Raw genomic sequence first — 15393 nt, 5'->3', positions numbered from 1 at the left:
GTGAACGACAATGCAAACCGAAAACGCCACCACGACGCGACGGAAGTTCGCAGCGGCCGCCGGGGGAACGAGTGCGCTCGCACTCGCGGGCTGTCTCGATTCCGCCGTCGACACTGAATCCGAACCCAACGAGCCAATGCAAGCCACCCAGCAACCCGACGGACCGGCACCGGCAAAGTCCGTCGACACCGACCGCATCGCCGCCGATCCCACCGACCTCCCCGACCCCGTCGACTGGTCGGAGCCGCGCCACCACGAGGTCGAGATGACCACCCTCGAACAGACCGCCGAGATCGAACCCGGGGTCACCTTCGACTACATGACCTTCGACGGCCGGGTTCCCGGCCCGATGATCCGGGTCCGTCGCGGTGATACCGTCCGGATCACCCTCACCAACGACGAGTCGAACTCGATGCCGCACAACATCGACCTCCACGCCGTCTACGGCCCCGGAAGACGAGCCCGAGTGGATGCTCGAACGGCGTCTGCGCGCCCTAAAGCAGTTCAAGCAGATGCCGATGCCCGACGACTGGCCGGGCGCACCCGACCTCAGCGAGGTCGAGATCGACGAGATCGTCCCGTACATCCGCCCGGACATCGAGACCCGCGGCGGCGTCGACGACTGGGAGGACCTGCCCGAGGAGATCCAGGACACCTTCGACAAACTCGGCATTCCCGAAGCCGAGAAAAACGCGCTGTCCGGCGTCGGCGCGCAGTACGAATCCGAGATCGTCTACCAGAACATGCAGGAGCGCTGGGAGGACAAAGGCGTCATCTTCTGTGACATGGACCAGGCCGTCCAAGAGCACCCGGAACTGGTCAGAGAACACTTCATGACCAAGGCGGTGCCGCCGAGCGACAACAAGTTCGCGGCGCTGCACGGTGCGATCTGGTCCGGTGGGAGCTTTGTCTACGTGCCGGAGGATACCACCGTCGACATGCCAGTGCAGGCGTACTTCCGGATGAACTCCGACGGCATGGGGCAGTTCGAGCACACGCTGATCATCGCCGAGGAGAACTCCGAGGTGCACTACATCGAGGGCTGTTCCGCTCCCAAGTACTCCGAGTTCAATCTGCACTCCGGCGGCGTGGAGGTGTTCGTCCGGGAGGGCGCGCACGTCCAGTACTCGACGGTCCAGAACTGGTCGAAAAACACCTACAACCTCAACACCAAGCGAGCGATTGCAGAGGCCGACGCCACGATGGAGTGGGTCTCCGGCTCGATGGGCTCGAAGGCGACGATGCTGTACCCGTCGACGGTCCTCAAGGGGCCGGGTGCGACGGACAACCACATCACTATCGCCTTCGCCGGCGAGGGGCAGGACATCGACACCGGCGCGAAGGTCTACCACAACGCGCCGAACACCTCCTCGACCATCGAATCCAAGTCCATCAGCAAGGACGGCGGCCGCACCAACTACCGCGGACTCGTCCACATCGCCGACGGCGCCGAAGGCTCCTCGACCGCAGTCGAGTGTGACGCGCTGATGTTCGACAACACCTCCACGTCGGACACCATGCCGTACATGGAGATCCAAGAGAGCGACGTCGACGTGGCCCACGAGGCGACCGTCGGCAAGATCGGTGACGAAGACGTGTTCTACCTGCAGAGCCGCGGCCTCGACGACGACGACGCCAAGCAGATGATCGTCGCCGGCTTCATCGAACCGATCACCGAGGAACTGCCCATCGAATACGCCGTCGAACTCAACCGACTGATCGAACTCGAAATGGAGGGCAGTCTCGGATAGATGAGCTCTGAGGTACGTTTCGTCGACTTCAAATCGGACAAGCAGCCGACCTGGTGTCCGGGCTGCGGCGACTTCGGCACCATGAACGGCATGATGAAAGCCCTCGCCGAGACCGGCAACAGCCCCGACGACACCTTCGTCGTCGCCGGCATCGGCTGTTCCGGCAAGATCGGCACTTACATGCACAGCTACGCGCTGCACGGCGTCCACGGCCGCGCCCTCCCCGTCGGCATCGGCGTCAAAATGGCCAACCCCGAGTTGGAAGTGATGGTCGCCGGCGGCGACGGCGACGGTTACTCCATCGGTGCCGGCCACTTCGTCCACGCTGTCCGCCGCAACGTCGACATGACCTACGTCGTCATGGACAACCGCATCTACGGGCTCACCAAGGGCCAAGCATCGCCCACGTCACGGGAGGACTTCGAGACCTCGACCTCGCCGGACGGCACCAACATGCCGCCGGTCAATCCGCTGGCACTGGCGTTCGCCTCGGGCGCGACGTTCATCGCCCAGTCCTTTAGCTCCGACTCCAAGCGTCACGCCGAAATCGTCCGGAAAGCGGTCGAACACGACGGCTTCGGCTACGTCAACGTCTACTCGCCGTGTGTCACCTTCAACGACGTCGACACCTACGACTACTTCCGGGACGCACTGGTCGACCTCAAGGAGGAGGATTACGATCCGACCAGTCGCGAAGAGGCCAAAGAGGTCATTCTCAGCGGCGACAAGGAGTACCAGGGCGTCATCTACCAGAACGAGGACAGCGTTCCTTTCGAGCAGCAGGAAGGCATCGACGAACCCATGAACACCGTCCCCGACGGCGCGCCCGACGGGGCCACGGACCTCGTCCGCGAGTTCTACTGAGCGGCGCCGCTTTTGCAGTCAGTGATCGATATTCTCCGCGATGGTCTCAGCGACCCGAGCCCGGACAGTGTACTCTGTGCGCTGTGCATCGAACAGCTCGCGGGCCGCGGGGACGGCGTCGGGATCCGACTCGAAAGGGAGGTCGGGATACTCGACACCGGCCAGCACCAACGGATACGCCGGCGCTGGTGGCACCCCCTCCGGGCCGGACAGTGGCTCCGGTGAGAGCACGCGGTCGATCCGGTCGAGAGACGATTCGCCTCGTGCGACTTCGGCGACGACGGAAACGAGTCGACGGACGAGTTGGCGGGCGAATCCACCGGCGCGGAAGGACAGCACGAGCAACGGCCCGTCCCGAGAGACCGCCGCCGAGAGGTCACGCTTCGTCCCGGTCTCGTCGGGCGTGAGGTTGTGAAAGTCCTGGGAACCCGCCAGGCGGTCGAGAGCGGCCCGGGTGCGGGAGAGATCCGCATCTGGAGCGTGGAGGTAGTACGTGTACTCACGACTGCGCGCGTGGTGAGTCGCGTGGAATTCCGCGGGAGCGTCGGCGCTCGCCCACGCGCGAACGGACGCGGGGAGTTCGCTGGTCAGCGTGGCCGGCGAAAGCCACTCCGGAGCCTCGAACGCCACCGTTTGGGCGACGGCAGAGACGCCGGCATCAGTACGGCCGGCGGCCGCGTATCCCGGCGGCGTCTCCTCGTCGGCGTCGAGGACGTCGAGCGCGCGAAGCGCCGCGAGGAGACGCCCCTCCACGGTCGGAACGTCCGGCTGGCGCTGGAAGCCGTGGTACGGTCGGCCGTCGTAGGCGACCCGGAAGGCGCGCATGCTCATCGACTCAGCTGAGAGTCATTCGGAGAGCCACGGCGGTTCCTCTCGGGGCGGGCTGAAGACATCGATCCCGTTGACCGGCATCTCGGAGCGGTTCTCCGCGGCGTGTGGGACGTTCGGCGGGATCACGAACGACTCGCCGGGGTTGATGACGTGCTCCTCGCCGTCGATCAGGAAGGTGAACGTGCCGTTTGCGACGTAGCCGGTCTGTTCGTGCTCGTGGCTGTGCTCCGGGACGGTCGCGCCCGATTCGATGTGGAAGTGCTGAACGCTCGTTCGCTCGCCCGAGACGAGTTGCGTGAGATAGACGCCGTCGACGGCTTCGACGGTCTCTCCGTCGGCAGGTGACATCGACTCCATACCCCGACACACGGCGTGGAGATAGGTAGTTCATGCGGTCGCTGTGACTCCGGGGGTCGAAGGATTCGAGCAGAACCCGGCGCTCAGTCGTCGCAGACTGTCGGTTTAGGCCCGAGTTGCTGTGAGAGAAGCCGTCGGAGAATGAATACGAGGGCGTTCGCGGAGCCGTTGCCACAGACTGCACGCTCGCGGACGCTATCGCCGCCGCGGACGAGCGTGCTCGCGAGCAGTCCCTCGTCGTCGACTAGCAGGAGTCGCCCGAACGAGAGGCCGTTGTGCGGGCCGCTCAGCCACTCGAACTCCGAGTCGAAGACGAACGGTTCCGAGACTGATTCGGAGAGCGTCGACCGGAGCGTCTCGGAACTCGCGCCGACGACGACATCGACGCCGCGGTCGGCCGCCAGGATGAGCCGCTCGTTGAGAGCGTCGGAGACGGCGTGTTCGTCGCCGAACAGCACCAGCACTTCCGACTCCGCGCCGTCGATCAGTCGCTTCGCGCGGGTCGTGATCGTCTCGCTGCCGGTCAGCGACCAGATCTCGGGATCGGTGTCCGTGTGCCCGGAGTCGGATTGTCGTTCGAGCTGCCGAAGAGACTGTTCGAGGCGGTCGAGCCGATCCTCGTACTCGCGTTCGAGAACCTGTAGCGCCTCGGAGATCGGAATCGCCCGAAACCGCTGTGGTGAAGAGTGCTGTATCTCGACCAGTCCGTCCGATTCGAGCGAGCGAACCGCCTCGTACACCCGGGTTCGCGGAACGTCGATGTGCTCGCTCACCTCCCGGGCGGTCCCGGAGGTGATCTTGGTCAACGACACGAAACACTTGGCTTCGTACTCTCGGAGCCCGAACTGTTCCAGCTCCTCGATGGCCCGATTTTGCGGAGTTTGCTCTGACATGTCCCAACCACTCGGCCTGAAGCTATTTTTACGACCCATCCTTATTAAATCTGAGTAAGAACCGACGCCACAGTTAATATACGCTCGAATCTCGAGTAAAATACGCCCTCAGGACTGAAACCGACGGCTGTCGGACGCGTGGGATTTTGTTATTACTACAATCACAAAGATTATGAACCGACATATCGTACCGTCAGGTGGCTCCCGGAATACATTGTCCCAACCACTGTAGGCCGGGAGCCACCTTTCTCTGGAGGGAAACCATCTTAACGAAGGCGAGTGTACGGAGAAATATGGCAGACCAACCCGCTTCGGGCGAACTGTTCGGGATTCCGTACAACTTCGAGAAGCCGAGTCTGAGGGGACTGCTCTCCTCGTACTGGCAGCCCGGCGAGGAGATGCTCGTCAAGAAGGAGTTCGGCATCGGGTACACGCTCAACCTGGCGAACTGGCGCTCCTGGATCGTCCTCGCTGTCGTCGGTGCGCTCCTCTATCAGGAGCGGTCCGGTTCCGAAGAGAACGACGAGGTCCTCGAGGAGGGTGACGAAGACGAACCCGTCGAGGTCGTCGTCGATTAAATAGCGGCTATTTTGTCCGTCCAACCCGGACGGGTGGTATGATCAACTTCGTGACGACGAATCCCGGCAAGGTCGCCGAGGCCCGTGAGTATCTGGACGAACCGGTCGAACAGCTCGATTTCGATTATCCGGAGCGACAGGCCCCCGATCTCGCGACCGTCGCTGCCCATGGCGCGCGCGCGGCGTACCGACACGCCGGCGAACCCGTGATCGTCGACGACTCCGGCCTGACCATCGACGCCCTCGACGGCTTTCCGGGTCCGTACTCCTCGTACGTCGAGGACAAACTCGGCATCGAGCGGGTCTGGGAACTCACGAAGAGAGAATCGGATCACAGCGGGGCCTTCCGGGCGGTGATCGCCTACTGCGACGGCGAGGGCTTCGAGGCGACACCCGAACCGGTCGATACCGAACGGCGAGGACAGGACACCGCCGCCGACCGCCGCGGCGGGGCGACGACAGACGAACAAGTCGACGGGGAGGGATTGCCCGTTCGGCTGTTCACCGGCGCGGCACGCGGGAAGATCGTCGCACCGCGGGGTAACGGCGGTTTCGGCTTCGATCCGATCTTCGAGTACGACGGACAGACCTACGCGGAGATGAGCACCGAAGAGAAAAACGCGATCAGCCACCGCGGTCGGGCACTCGCGAAGTTCGCCGAGTGGTACGAGACGACGGAGCGCTAACGAGGCTCGCGGTCCGGACCCGGGTAAGCCTCCTCGTAGACGCTCTCGTAGAGACTCGCTGGGTCGAACAGTCGGGCGAAGGCATCGGGTGAACGAACGCTGAGTGCCATGTGCGGCTGCAGCGACCGGTTGGCCGCCGCGCTCGACAGCCCGTCGTCGAGGGTCAACAGGTGTGCGGCCTCGCCGTGATACGCCGACGCCACGCCGGGATGATCTCCCTCCGGGTGGTCGACGGCCACACGTTCTATCTCGATCCGGTCGCGCCAGTCCTCGGCGAGAGCGGCGTCGGCGAGGTCGGCGATGATCGCCGTCGCGTCCGCGAGAAGCGCATCACTCGCGACTAGGGAGAGCCAGTCGTGGCGGCGGACGTGATCGAGCGCGTCACGGGCCGCTCCGCCGACCAACAGATCTGCCGCCAGCACGTCCGCGTCGGCGACGATCCGCGTCGGATCGCTCTCAGTCATCGCGGCTCCGTCTGGCCGCCAACGCCTGGCTGATCTGTTCGGTCGTCACCTCGTAGCCGGCGGCGCGCTCGAAGAGGTCTGTCCAGTCCGGTCGTTCGGTCATACGTCGGGTAGGTCCGGCGACGTGGAAAAGCTCGCGGTCCGGTCAGACACGTGTCTGACGGCCCTTTATGATGGTCAGCACTCTGCGTTCAGATGGGCGCGTGTCCAGACATCTTGTGCCCACAGCTCCCATCCTTCCACGGCGCCTTTCGGGTGTGTTTCGTCACGCGCCCCCGTTTTCGGCTCATTCAGCGACAGCCCCGCCACGGAGCGCAGCCCGAACGTCGGCAAGGGCGTCCGGATCGGCCAGGATGGCGAGAGAGTCTCCGGCCTCGATGCGCGTCCGGGGCAGCGGGATCGACATCGGTTCGTCTCCGCGGCCGTGGGCGTAGATGCGTGTCTCACCCGGGAGGTCGACCTCTACGACGCGTTTGCCGACCACCGGCGCCCCCTCGGGAATCTCGACGCTCGCGATTGCCAGTTCCTCGGTCAGATCCGCGATCACGTCGAAGTCGCCGCCGAGCAGCGCCGTCTTCGCACCGACCGCGCCGAGCCGTTCGGGGTAGATGATCTCGTCGACGCTGTCGGCGTACTTCTCGTAGAGTTCGTCGCTGAAGTCCTCGTTGACCCGCAGGACGGTCCGACAGCCGTGCGCGTCGCCGATCACACACGCGAGGAAATTCGTGTTGAGGTCGCCGGTGAGGCCGCCGAGGGCATCCGTCTCGTCCAGGTTCGCCCGTTCGAGCGTCGTCTCCGTCGAGCCGTCGCCCTGGATGACTTTGAACCCGTCAGTCCGGGCGCGCTCGACGCGGTCGGGGTCCTGTTCGACGACGACGACATCGTGGCCCTCCGCTCGCAGGTTCTGAGCCGTACGCATCCCCACCCGTCCGAAACCGACGATGACGAATTTCATGTGTTCACATTTACCATCCTCCGTGAAAATACTACCCCACGGGAGAGCTGTCGGATCACAGCCCGCACTGGCCGCGTGTGGTTACCCTCGGCCGTCGAATTTCAACTTCTCGACCCGGGTCGCAAGCGCCAGAAACGTCGCGAGGAACGTCAGCACGACTGCCCAGGCCGCGGCGAAATCATGCGCCGGCACGGAGTGGTCGAATCCACCGGCCACGATTGGCTCAGCCCGGAGCCAGGTGTGATGTGGGCCGGAGAGCAGCGGCCAGAAGTAATCGACCACGTCGTTGAAACCGTACCACGCGAGGGCGACGGCGACCGACCCGACCGAGAACCGGGCGTAGCGGTGGATCAGAAACGCCTCGACGCTCATCGCCAGGTGGCTGAGGATCAGAAACCAGTAGAGCCACGGAACGATGCCCTGCGAACCGTTGAGCACCAACTGGACGTACGGCGTCCAGAGACCGAGTTTGATGCAGCCGAAAAACGCGAGCGTGTGGAGGGGACCGGCGTCGAGGTCGAGCCGCCAGGCGATCAACGACAGGCCGATGAACATCGTGGCGACCGGCGAGTCGGGGATGAGCGGATACGCCGCCGCCGGGGCGGCACCGAGTTGGCCCTCGATTAGCGGCGCTGCGAAGTCGAGCGGCTGTCCCGCGTAGTACCAGAACCCAAAGAGCGTCCCGAGGAGGTTGACGAGCGCAATCGGCCACGCCAGCCGGAGCCCGAGGTTTTCGAGCCACTCCGGCAGCGGCGCGACGTACCGCGGCAGCCCCTCCGGGTCCGGAATCTCTCGGTCGAAGTAGGTCGCGACGAACCCGTCGATACGGTTCCCGACACCAGCACTCATTACCGGAGTATCCGGCCGGCCGATGAAAACTGTGTTGGGACTCGGCGCCGAAGTGGGGGCCGACGCGGTGAGGGCAGGTCAGGATCGGAGTCAGGCTCTCGGGTGGTCGGCACGGAGATGTTGCTGGTACTGTTCGACCAGCGCGGGATACCCGTCCGCGACGGCCGCCCAGTCGCAGTGTTCACACTCCCGTTCGACGAGATCCGTCGCGCTCCGGACGTGACTCCCGCTTCGGTACGTGACCATTGGCTCCGTTCAGTGAGGATCACATAAAAAGGTTGCTGCGACGGGCCACGGATCGAACGAACCGGCTCGCCGAAACCGCTAAGCAGGCTCTGGTCGAAGGCGTGGGTATGTGTCAGTACTGTAACTACGGCTTCGACGACGGCTGGGAACGGCTGGTAGAGTACGACGAGGTCTACCAGCAGGCGATGGCGGCGACGACGGAGGCCGAGTACGGCTTTCACGAGTCCTGGGACGAACTGAGCGAAGAGGTCTACTGACCGCGGGGAAACGGATCAGCGTCCGGACTCCCCGCCTCCCAGTCGGCCGGTGCGAGACAGTCGTCGAGTTCGCTGCGAATCCGTCGTTCGTCGAACTCCCGGCCGATGAAGACGAGTTTCGTCATCGGCGCGTCCTCGCCCCACTCGCCGATGGGGCCGGCCTGTACCGACGGACCCGCCTGGCTCATGCCGAGCACCTGTTCCGGTCGCGTGTCCACCCAGCAAAACCCCTTCGCGCGGACGATATCACCGTCCCAGTCGTCGAGCCACTCGTCGAAGGCCCGGGACTCGAAGGGTCGGTCCGCGCGGTAGACGAAGGAGTCGACGCCGTGGGCCGCCGCGGCGGACTCGTGGTCGTGTCCGTCCCCCGCGAGGTGTTGTTTCCAGCCCGGGGCACGTTTCGCCCGGTCGAGGTCGAACAGTCCGGTCCCGAGCACGTCGTCCGGGTCGACATCGCTGTAGGTCGTCCGGTAGAGCGCGGCCTCGGGTTGGAGTTCCCTGATCGTCGCCTCGATCTCTTCGAGAGCGTCGTCGGGAACCATGTCGCACTTGTTCAGCAGGAGAACGTTACAGAACTCGACCTGATCGACGAGCACGTCGGTCAGCGGGCGTTCGGGATCGGGCGCGGCCTCGGGGAGCGATTCCTCCGGGTCGAAGGCCTTCCAGAACCCGTAGGCGTCGACGACGGAGACCACCGCATCGAGCGTGTACGCCTCGGGCGGGTCGTCGTCGGTTCCGGTGGTGAGCGTGCGGGCGATCGGCAGCGGTTCGGAGATGCCCGACGCCTCGACGACGAGGTAGTCGAACTCGCGTTCGGTCGCGAGCCGTCGGGACTGTTCGAGGAGATCGCCCTGTAGCCGACAGCAGATACAGCCGTTCGAGAGGTCGACGATCCCGTCGTCGTCGGCTTCCGATTCGATCAACTCGGCGTCGATGTTCACCTCGCCCATGTCGTTGACGATGACCGCGAGCCGCCGGCCCCCGGGGTTCGAGAGCAGTCTGTTGACGAGCGTCGTCTTGCCGGCCCCGAGCGGGCCGGTGATAACCGTTACTGGAACCTGTTCGGATGGTGTGTTGGTCATAAATATGTGAGTCGTGAGTCCGGCCGGAGGAGATCAGGGCTCGAGCAGCACCTTCGTGATCGCCTCGTCTTCGTCCTCGCGGTTGTCGAAGCGCTCGTACATCTCGGGTGCCTCGTCGAGGCTGACGCGGTGAGAGACGACCCAACTCGGGTCGGCCCGTCCCTCGATGATCATGTCCCGTAGCTCGCGGTTGTACGATTTGACGTTACACTGGCCGGTGCCGAGCGCCTGGCCCTTCTCGAAGAGTTTCCCGAAGTCGATTCCGAGCCGTCCCTGCGCGGCCATGTCGTCGGGCGCGCCGGGATCTTCCGGGACGTACAGCCCAGGGATGCCGAGTTCGCCCGTCGGCCGGACCGCCCGGATCAGGCTGTTGATGACGACCGCGGGGTTCTCCTTGGCGGGATCGTAGGCGTAGTCGTCGCCCTTGTCGGTCTCCTCGGGATCGAGGGCCTGATAGCCCACGGCGTCGACGCCCTTGTCGACTTCGCCGCCGTGTTCGTCGATCACCTGTTCGACGGGGTCGCCCTCGTCGAAGTTGATCGGCGTCGCGTCACAGTGGTCCTCGGCGAGTTCGAGTCGGCTCGGAACCCGGTCGACGACGTAGATCTCGGAGGCCCCCTGTAGCTTGGCGCTGTAAGCGGACATCAGTCCGACCGGCCCGGCCCCGAAGACGACAATCGACTCGCCGGGCCGGAGGTTCGCCAGGCGAGTCCCGTGCCAGCCCGTCGGGAAGATATCGGCGAGCAGCGAGAACGAGTCCTCGTGTTCGTCGCCCGGCGGCAGTTTCAGCGCGTTGTGATCGGCGTACGGGACCCGGAGTTTCTCGGCCTGTCCCCCCTGATACGGGCCCATCGCGACGTAGCCGTACGCGCCGCCGGCGAAGCCGGGATTGACGTTCGTACAGAAGCCGGTGTAGCCGTTCTCACAGTTCTGGCAGAAGCCACAGGAGACGTTGAACGGCAGGACGACTCGATCCCCCTCTTCGAGCGTCGAGACGGCGTCTCCGACCTCCGAGACGATCCCCATGTTCTCGTGACCGAACACCAGCCCCTCCTCGGCGGCGGTCCGGCCCTCGTACATGTGGAGGTCCGACCCGCAGATGCACGTCGTCGTGATGTCGATGACGATGTCGTTCGGGTGTTCGATCTCCGGTTCTGGTACTTCCTCCACCGCAACCTCGCGTGGCCCCTTGTAGACCACGGCCTTCATTGTCATGTGTTACCACCACAATTTGTTACGGAGGAACAATGTATAAATGCACCTGCTAACACGGGTGTCGGTATTAGTTGGTCCTGTTATCTCCCCACACACCCTTGTTAACGGATATCAGTGTCGAGAGAGTCGACCAACGGCTCCGCCGTCACCGAATCTTAAGTTGGCCCGACGCGTGGGTTCGAGTATGGCACACATCACGGAACACGTTGATCTCGATCTCGACTCGCCGATCCTCGTAGAAGGGTTGCCGGGCGTCGGCCTCGTCGGAAAGATTGCGGCGAATCACCTCGTCGAGACGTTCGAGATGGACCACTACGCCTCCTGTCACTGCGACGGGCTTCCGCGAGCGGCGACCTACGAGGAGGGCGACCGGGCGGTCCGTCCACCGGTCCGCATTTACGCCGACGAGGACCAGGATCTGCTCGTCCTGCAAAGCGACGTCCCGGTTTCGCCGGAGTCAGCCCCGGAGTTTGCGACCTGCGTAACCGGCTGGCTGGCGGAACAGGGCGTACTGCCGGTCTATCTGAGCGGGTTGCCGTCGGAGAAGGAGGACGTGCCGGAGATGTACGGCGTCGGTGTCGGCGCGGCGCAGGACCGACTGGCCGAACACGGCGTCGACGCACCCTCCGAGAGCGGCATGATCAGCGGGCCGACCGGCGCGTTACTTGCCGAGGCCAGCGAACAGGAGCTGGAGGCGATCGGACTGGTCGTCGAGGCCAACGCGCAGTTTCCCGACCCCGAAGCGGCCCGGGTCCTGCTCGTCGACGGGATCGAGCCGTTCCTGTCGACCGAAATCGAGACCGAGAAACTGGTCGATCAGGCCGAGGAGATTGCCGAGGCCCGCGAGAAACTCGCACAGCGCATGCAGGAGGCCAACCAACAGGAGAGTTCCCAGGCCAGGCCGCTCGGGATGTATCAGTAGCTGAAAACGCCGGCCGCCAGAATCGCTTACTTTTCGTCTGCCGTCGGTTCGTCCCCGTCGTCCGCCTCCGACGGGGCGTCGTCGGCCGAGTCCTCGTCCGTGTCAGCGACGTCGATCGCCACTGGATCGGGGTCGGTTCCGGCGGTGCCCGGCGGCGACCGGCCGACTGCGCCCGCCAGGTAGCCGAGCGTTCCGCCGACGACCCCGCCGATGATAGCGCCGCCACGACTCAGCCGCGAACCGAGGACGGTCCCGACGAAGCCGCCGACCGCGGAGAGTTTCTTCGGGTTCGCCTCTGCCTCGACAGGAGTCTGCTCTTCGTGTTCTGTCATATGTCAGTATACGGCCGATGCCGGTATAGTCTGCTTGGTTGCTGCACGGTGGGGCCGATAGCCGTAGCTGTCGAGAACGTCGCCACGAACGGTGAAAAGAGACGAGCGGATTAGCCGAAGAGTTCGCCGAGTCCTTCGCCTGCGTCGCCGTCGTCTTCGTCGTCGTCGCCGCCCTCGTCGGCCGCTTCTTCTGCTTCGTCGTCGTCGCCGTCGTCGGCCGCTTCCTCTTCGCCACCGGTGTCGGCCGGGGCTGCGCCGCCTGCGCCACCCGCGCCGCCTGCGGCGGGCACTGCGGTGGCTTCCTCGACGGCTTCCTCGATGTCGACGTCCTCCAGTGCGGCGACGAGCGCCTTGACACGGGACTGCTCGACGTCGACGCCAGCGGATTCGAGGACGCTGGTGAGGTTTTCTTCGTTGATCTCTTCGCCCGATTCGTTCAGGATGAGTGCTGCGTATACGTATTCCATTGTTGTGTGTTAGAACATGTCTCCGAGTGCGTCGCCGACATCGTCGCCGTCGTCGTCTTCCTCGTCGTCCGCCTCGGCCTCCTCGGCGTCGGCGTCTTCCTCGTCGGCGTCTTCGGAGTCGTCAGGTTGGTCGTCAGTCTGTGCATCGGCTGCCGGCTCGTCGAGGTCCTGCAGTTCCTCCGGCAGGGCCTCCTCGTCGTCGATCTGCGCGGCGAGCGCGCGGACCTGCCCGTCTGCCTTGCTGATCAGATCGGGCATGACTTCCTCGTTTTCGATCCCCGCGTACAGGGCGAGGTTCTTGGCTTCGCCGCTGGCTTTGGCCAGAAGCGACGGAGCCGTGTCGCTCGTTGCGATCTCGGCGTTGAGCGCGAGGTTCTGGGCGCGACCAGCCGCGGCGGAGATGTCCGCGCGGTACTGCTCGACGTCGAGTTCCAGATCCTCGGGCTCGAACAGGACGCCGTCGGCGTAGACGGCGCGCAGGTCGAGACCGACCTCTTTGGGTTCGATCCCGAGTTCCGAGAGCACGTTCGAGAGGTCCGCGGAGACCTCCTCGCCCGCTTCGAGGACGGTCGAATCCTCGAGCACCTGAATCGATCCCTCCTCGATTCGGGCGTTCGCACCGATACTCTGGAGTTCACCGACGAACGGACCGGGGTCGATCCCCGTGTCGCCCTCCGGAATGACGATGTCGTTGGGGGCGACCTCGCCGGCGTTGATCGGCGCCGAGGTCTTCGAGGCTTCCAGCTGCTGGAAGAGACTGAACGGGTTCTCGTTGGTCCCGATCAGTCCGACCTGTCCGCTCACGAACTCGGTCAGCTCCTCGCGGCCGGAGCCGGCCTCTTCGAGCGAGCGGGCGAGCAGCGTGTTCCGCGAGACGCGGAGTTCGGCGCTGCCGTGGAGATCACGACGCATGTCCTGGAGCTGGCGGCTCGGAATGCCCGTGATGTCGACGACGCCGACACTGTCGTAGCGGTCGAGGAAGTCGCCAATCTCGTCGACTTCCTGCTGTTTCCACTCCGGAATCGTCTCGGTTTTGCGTTCCTGTGTGCTCATCTCAGACCACCTCCGTGGCTGGGCCCATCGTCGTCTTGACGTAGACCGAATCGATGTTGAGCGGACCCTTCTCGAGGCTCGCCTCCAGGCGGCGGATGATCACGTCGATGTTGTCCGCGATCTCCTCGGCGGACATGTCCTCCGCGCCGACGCGCGTGTGGAAGGTCCGCCGGTCGCCGCTGCGGATCTGAACGGAGTTTTTCATCCGCTCGATTACCTCGACGATGTCGTCGTCGGGGCTGACAGGTTCGGGCATCTTCCCCCGCGGACCGAGAACGGTCCCCAGATAGCGCCCGATATCCTGCATGAGCCGCTCCTCCGCGAGGAAGAAGTCGGTGTCTTCGGCGAGGTCTTTCGCCGCGTCGTCATCGTCGCCCAGGTCTGCCAGTTCGTCGGCATCGAGGACGTCTTCGGCGACCTCCTCGGCGCGGACGGCGGTCTCGCCCTCCGCGAACACGACAATACTGGTTTCCTGTCCTGTGCCTTCCGGCAGGACGACGCTCTCGTCGACTCGGTTCGATGGATCGTTGAGGTCAATGTCGCGCAGATTGACTGCGATGTCGACCGTCTCGGTGAAGTTCCGAGGCGGTGACTCGTCAAGCGCGCGAGAGACTGCCTCCTCTATTTCCTGATCTGCCATTGTTCACCTCCGTAGTACGCCAGATGGCTTCTACGGGTCAGTGAAACAGGCGAAAGCCTGTCTCGATTGGGAAGAAGCCGATGCGACACTTAAAACCGTCGAACCGCCGCGCAGCGGAGGCCAACGGCGCTGTCGGGCCGTCGAGTCGACGGGGACGCGCTCGTCAAACAGCATCGTTTTGACGGCCGCGCGCCGAGAGAGAAGTGTGACAGGCAAGGACGGGACAGAATCAGCCCCGCCGGAGGCCGAGGATCCGGAGACAGAGCCCCGGGACACTCCGGAGCCGATCGCTCGTCCGCCGGATACCGACGGGGAAGACGAGGGCGAGCAGTTCACGGCGGTCGTCCGCGAAATCGAACGCATCTCCGCCTCTGAAGTCCCGACAGGGTATCCGGTCGCCATCGAGACAGCCCAGGCACTGGCCGTCGAGTTGACGGTCGAGGGCACCGACGAACCGGTGTTCGTCTGTTACTTTGAGCCGGCGGACCGAGGTCCCGACGACCGGCTCAGCCGGCTGCTCGGGGTGATCGGGGCGGACGACGACCCCGAGACGCTCGTCGGCAGGGAGCTACTGCTGACGATCTCGGAGGGGTACTACGTCCCCGTCGTCCCCGACGACCGCCCGCGAGGCACCCCGAAGGCCGTCCTCGGGATCTTCGCGGGGCTGGCACCGTCGGCAGTGATCGGGCTGGTCGGAGTCTTCGCCCCGGGGGCGGCGTTCATCGGAACGAGGCCCTTCGTCGCCGGCTGGCTCGTCGCGACCTTTCTCCTGCTTCCGGTGTCGCTGTACGTCGACGCGCTGTATCTACGGACGACGACCAACTGGACCGGCGGGCCGCGCAACTGGGCTGTGATGGCCGCGGTCCCGGGGCTGAACGTCCTGGCCGTGCCGCTGTACCTGATCGCCAGAGAGAACGCCGACCGCCTCGTCTGATCGGGCCAGCAGGTCGC

19 protein-coding genes and 2 pseudogenes are annotated in these 15393 nt (G+C 64.7%); 8 read left to right on the top strand and 13 right to left on the bottom strand.

Annotated features, from left to right (window positions below; all coding sequences use genetic code 11):
- Positions 1–10: 10 nt before the first annotated feature.
- The 3 genes and pseudogenes from GRX03_RS10550 to GRX03_RS10540 form a co-directional block, all read left to right on the top strand.
- Positions 11–352, top strand: a pseudogene (locus GRX03_RS10550) (nitrite reductase); the annotation flags it as partial.
- 100 nt (positions 353–452) lie between these two features.
- Positions 453–1751 (top strand): annotated as a pseudogene (gene sufB, locus GRX03_RS10545) (Fe-S cluster assembly protein SufB); the annotation flags it as partial.
- Positions 1752–2615, top strand: coding sequence for a 2-oxoacid:ferredoxin oxidoreductase subunit beta (locus GRX03_RS10540; protein WP_159764153.1), 864 nt, complete (start codon positions 1752–1754; stop codon positions 2613–2615).
- An 18-nt stretch (positions 2616–2633) separates the two neighbouring features.
- Here the strand turns inward: GRX03_RS10540 and truA are convergent, their stop codons facing one another.
- The 3 genes from truA to GRX03_RS10525 form a co-directional block, all read right to left on the bottom strand.
- On the bottom strand, positions 2634–3446 hold the full coding sequence (gene truA, locus GRX03_RS10535) for a tRNA pseudouridine(38-40) synthase TruA (RefSeq protein ID WP_368278313.1): 813 nt from the start codon (positions 3444–3446) through the stop codon (positions 2634–2636).
- Between the two features lie 15 nt (positions 3447–3461).
- Positions 3462–3803, bottom strand: a complete 342-nt coding sequence (locus tag GRX03_RS10530; RefSeq protein WP_159764152.1) for a cupin domain-containing protein — start codon at positions 3801–3803, stop codon at positions 3462–3464.
- 83 nt (positions 3804–3886) lie between these two features.
- Complete coding sequence (locus GRX03_RS10525; protein WP_159764151.1) at positions 3887–4696, bottom strand: TrmB family transcriptional regulator; 810 nt, start codon at positions 4694–4696, stop codon at positions 3887–3889.
- Between the two features lie 293 nt (positions 4697–4989).
- Between GRX03_RS10525 and GRX03_RS10520 the strand changes: the two genes are divergently transcribed.
- Together GRX03_RS10520 and GRX03_RS10515 are read left to right on the top strand one after the other, a co-directional pair.
- The gene (locus GRX03_RS10520) at positions 4990–5274 is read left to right on the top strand and encodes a DUF5808 domain-containing protein (protein WP_159764150.1); all 285 of its coding nucleotides are present in this window, start codon (positions 4990–4992) and stop codon (positions 5272–5274) included.
- A gap of 38 nt (positions 5275–5312) precedes the next feature.
- Positions 5313–5960, top strand: a complete 648-nt coding sequence (locus GRX03_RS10515; RefSeq protein WP_159764149.1) for a non-canonical purine NTP pyrophosphatase — start codon at positions 5313–5315, stop codon at positions 5958–5960.
- Here the strand turns inward: GRX03_RS10515 and GRX03_RS10510 are convergent.
- The 4 genes from GRX03_RS10510 to GRX03_RS16565 form a co-directional block, all read right to left on the bottom strand.
- Complete coding sequence (locus GRX03_RS10510; protein ID WP_159764148.1) at positions 5957–6424, bottom strand: DUF7384 family protein; 468 nt, start codon at positions 6422–6424, stop codon at positions 5957–5959. The two genes, GRX03_RS10515 and GRX03_RS10510, sit on opposite strands and share 4 nt — an antisense overlap.
- 286 nt (positions 6425–6710) lie before the next feature.
- Positions 6711–7379 carry a potassium channel family protein gene (locus GRX03_RS10505; RefSeq protein WP_159764147.1) on the bottom strand — a complete coding sequence of 223 codons (669 nt, stop codon included), beginning with the start codon at positions 7377–7379 and terminating at the stop codon, positions 6711–6713.
- 81 nt (positions 7380–7460) lie between these two features.
- A complete protein-coding gene (locus tag GRX03_RS10500; RefSeq protein ID WP_159764146.1) occupies positions 7461–8228 on the bottom strand; it encodes a DUF1405 domain-containing protein in 768 nt (255 codons plus the stop codon).
- Between the two features lie 90 nt (positions 8229–8318).
- Positions 8319–8474: a hypothetical protein gene (locus GRX03_RS16565; protein ID WP_201289218.1), complete on the bottom strand. Its 156-nt coding sequence runs from the start codon at positions 8472–8474 to the stop codon at positions 8319–8321.
- A 107-nt stretch (positions 8475–8581) separates the two neighbouring features.
- Between GRX03_RS16565 and GRX03_RS16560 the strand changes: the two genes are divergently transcribed.
- On the top strand, positions 8582–8731 hold the full coding sequence (locus GRX03_RS16560) for a hypothetical protein (protein ID WP_201289217.1): 150 nt from the start codon (positions 8582–8584) through the stop codon (positions 8729–8731).
- Here GRX03_RS16560 and GRX03_RS10495 read toward each other — a convergent pair.
- Both GRX03_RS10495 and GRX03_RS10490 read right to left on the bottom strand, forming a co-directional pair.
- On the bottom strand, positions 8725–9813 hold the full coding sequence (locus GRX03_RS10495; RefSeq protein WP_159764145.1) for a CobW family GTP-binding protein: 1089 nt from the start codon (positions 9811–9813) through the stop codon (positions 8725–8727). The two genes, GRX03_RS16560 and GRX03_RS10495, sit on opposite strands and share 7 nt — an antisense overlap.
- A 33-nt stretch (positions 9814–9846) precedes the next feature.
- Positions 9847–11022: a glutathione-independent formaldehyde dehydrogenase gene (locus GRX03_RS10490; RefSeq protein ID WP_159764181.1), complete on the bottom strand. Its 1176-nt coding sequence runs from the start codon at positions 11020–11022 to the stop codon at positions 9847–9849.
- Positions 11023–11212: 190 nt separating this feature from the next.
- Here GRX03_RS10490 and GRX03_RS10485 point away from each other — a divergent pair, with 190 nt between their 5' ends.
- Entirely contained in the window at positions 11213–11950 is a 738-nt protein-coding gene (locus GRX03_RS10485) for a proteasome assembly chaperone family protein (RefSeq protein WP_159764144.1), read from the top strand.
- A 26-nt stretch (positions 11951–11976) separates the two neighbouring features.
- On the opposite strand, the gene GRX03_RS10480 is transcribed toward GRX03_RS10485, so the two are convergent.
- The 4 genes from GRX03_RS10480 to GRX03_RS10465 all read right to left on the bottom strand — a co-directional run bounded on the left by GRX03_RS10480 (position 11977) and on the right by GRX03_RS10465 (position 14442).
- Positions 11977–12282 (bottom strand): hypothetical protein, encoded by a 306-nt coding sequence (locus GRX03_RS10480; protein ID WP_159764143.1) that lies wholly within the window; start codon positions 12280–12282, stop codon positions 11977–11979.
- A gap of 110 nt (positions 12283–12392) precedes the next feature.
- Positions 12393–12749 carry a 50S ribosomal protein P1 gene (gene rpl12p, locus GRX03_RS10475; protein ID WP_159764142.1) on the bottom strand — a complete coding sequence of 119 codons (357 nt, stop codon included), beginning with the start codon at positions 12747–12749 and terminating at the stop codon, positions 12393–12395.
- A gap of 9 nt (positions 12750–12758) precedes the next feature.
- Entirely contained in the window at positions 12759–13802 is a 1044-nt protein-coding gene (locus GRX03_RS10470) for a 50S ribosomal protein L10 (protein ID WP_159764141.1), read from the bottom strand.
- Between the two features lies 1 nt (position 13803).
- The gene (locus GRX03_RS10465) at positions 13804–14442 is read right to left on the bottom strand and encodes a 50S ribosomal protein L1 (protein ID WP_159764140.1); all 639 of its coding nucleotides are present in this window, start codon (positions 14440–14442) and stop codon (positions 13804–13806) included.
- Positions 14443–14647: 205 nt separating this feature from the next.
- Between GRX03_RS10465 and GRX03_RS10460 the strand changes: the two genes are divergently transcribed.
- Complete coding sequence (locus GRX03_RS10460) at positions 14648–15376, top strand: hypothetical protein (protein ID WP_159764139.1); 729 nt, start codon at positions 14648–14650, stop codon at positions 15374–15376.
- The last annotated feature ends 17 nt before the right edge of the window (positions 15377–15393 follow it).

The sequence above is a fragment of the Halovenus carboxidivorans genome (genome assembly GCF_009831575.1).
In the GTDB taxonomy this organism is placed as follows: domain Archaea; phylum Halobacteriota; class Halobacteria; order Halobacteriales; family Haloarculaceae; genus Halovenus; species Halovenus carboxidivorans.
The sequence above is the reverse complement of the archived record's forward strand: the minus strand, read 5'-3'. Positions and strand labels throughout refer to the sequence as shown.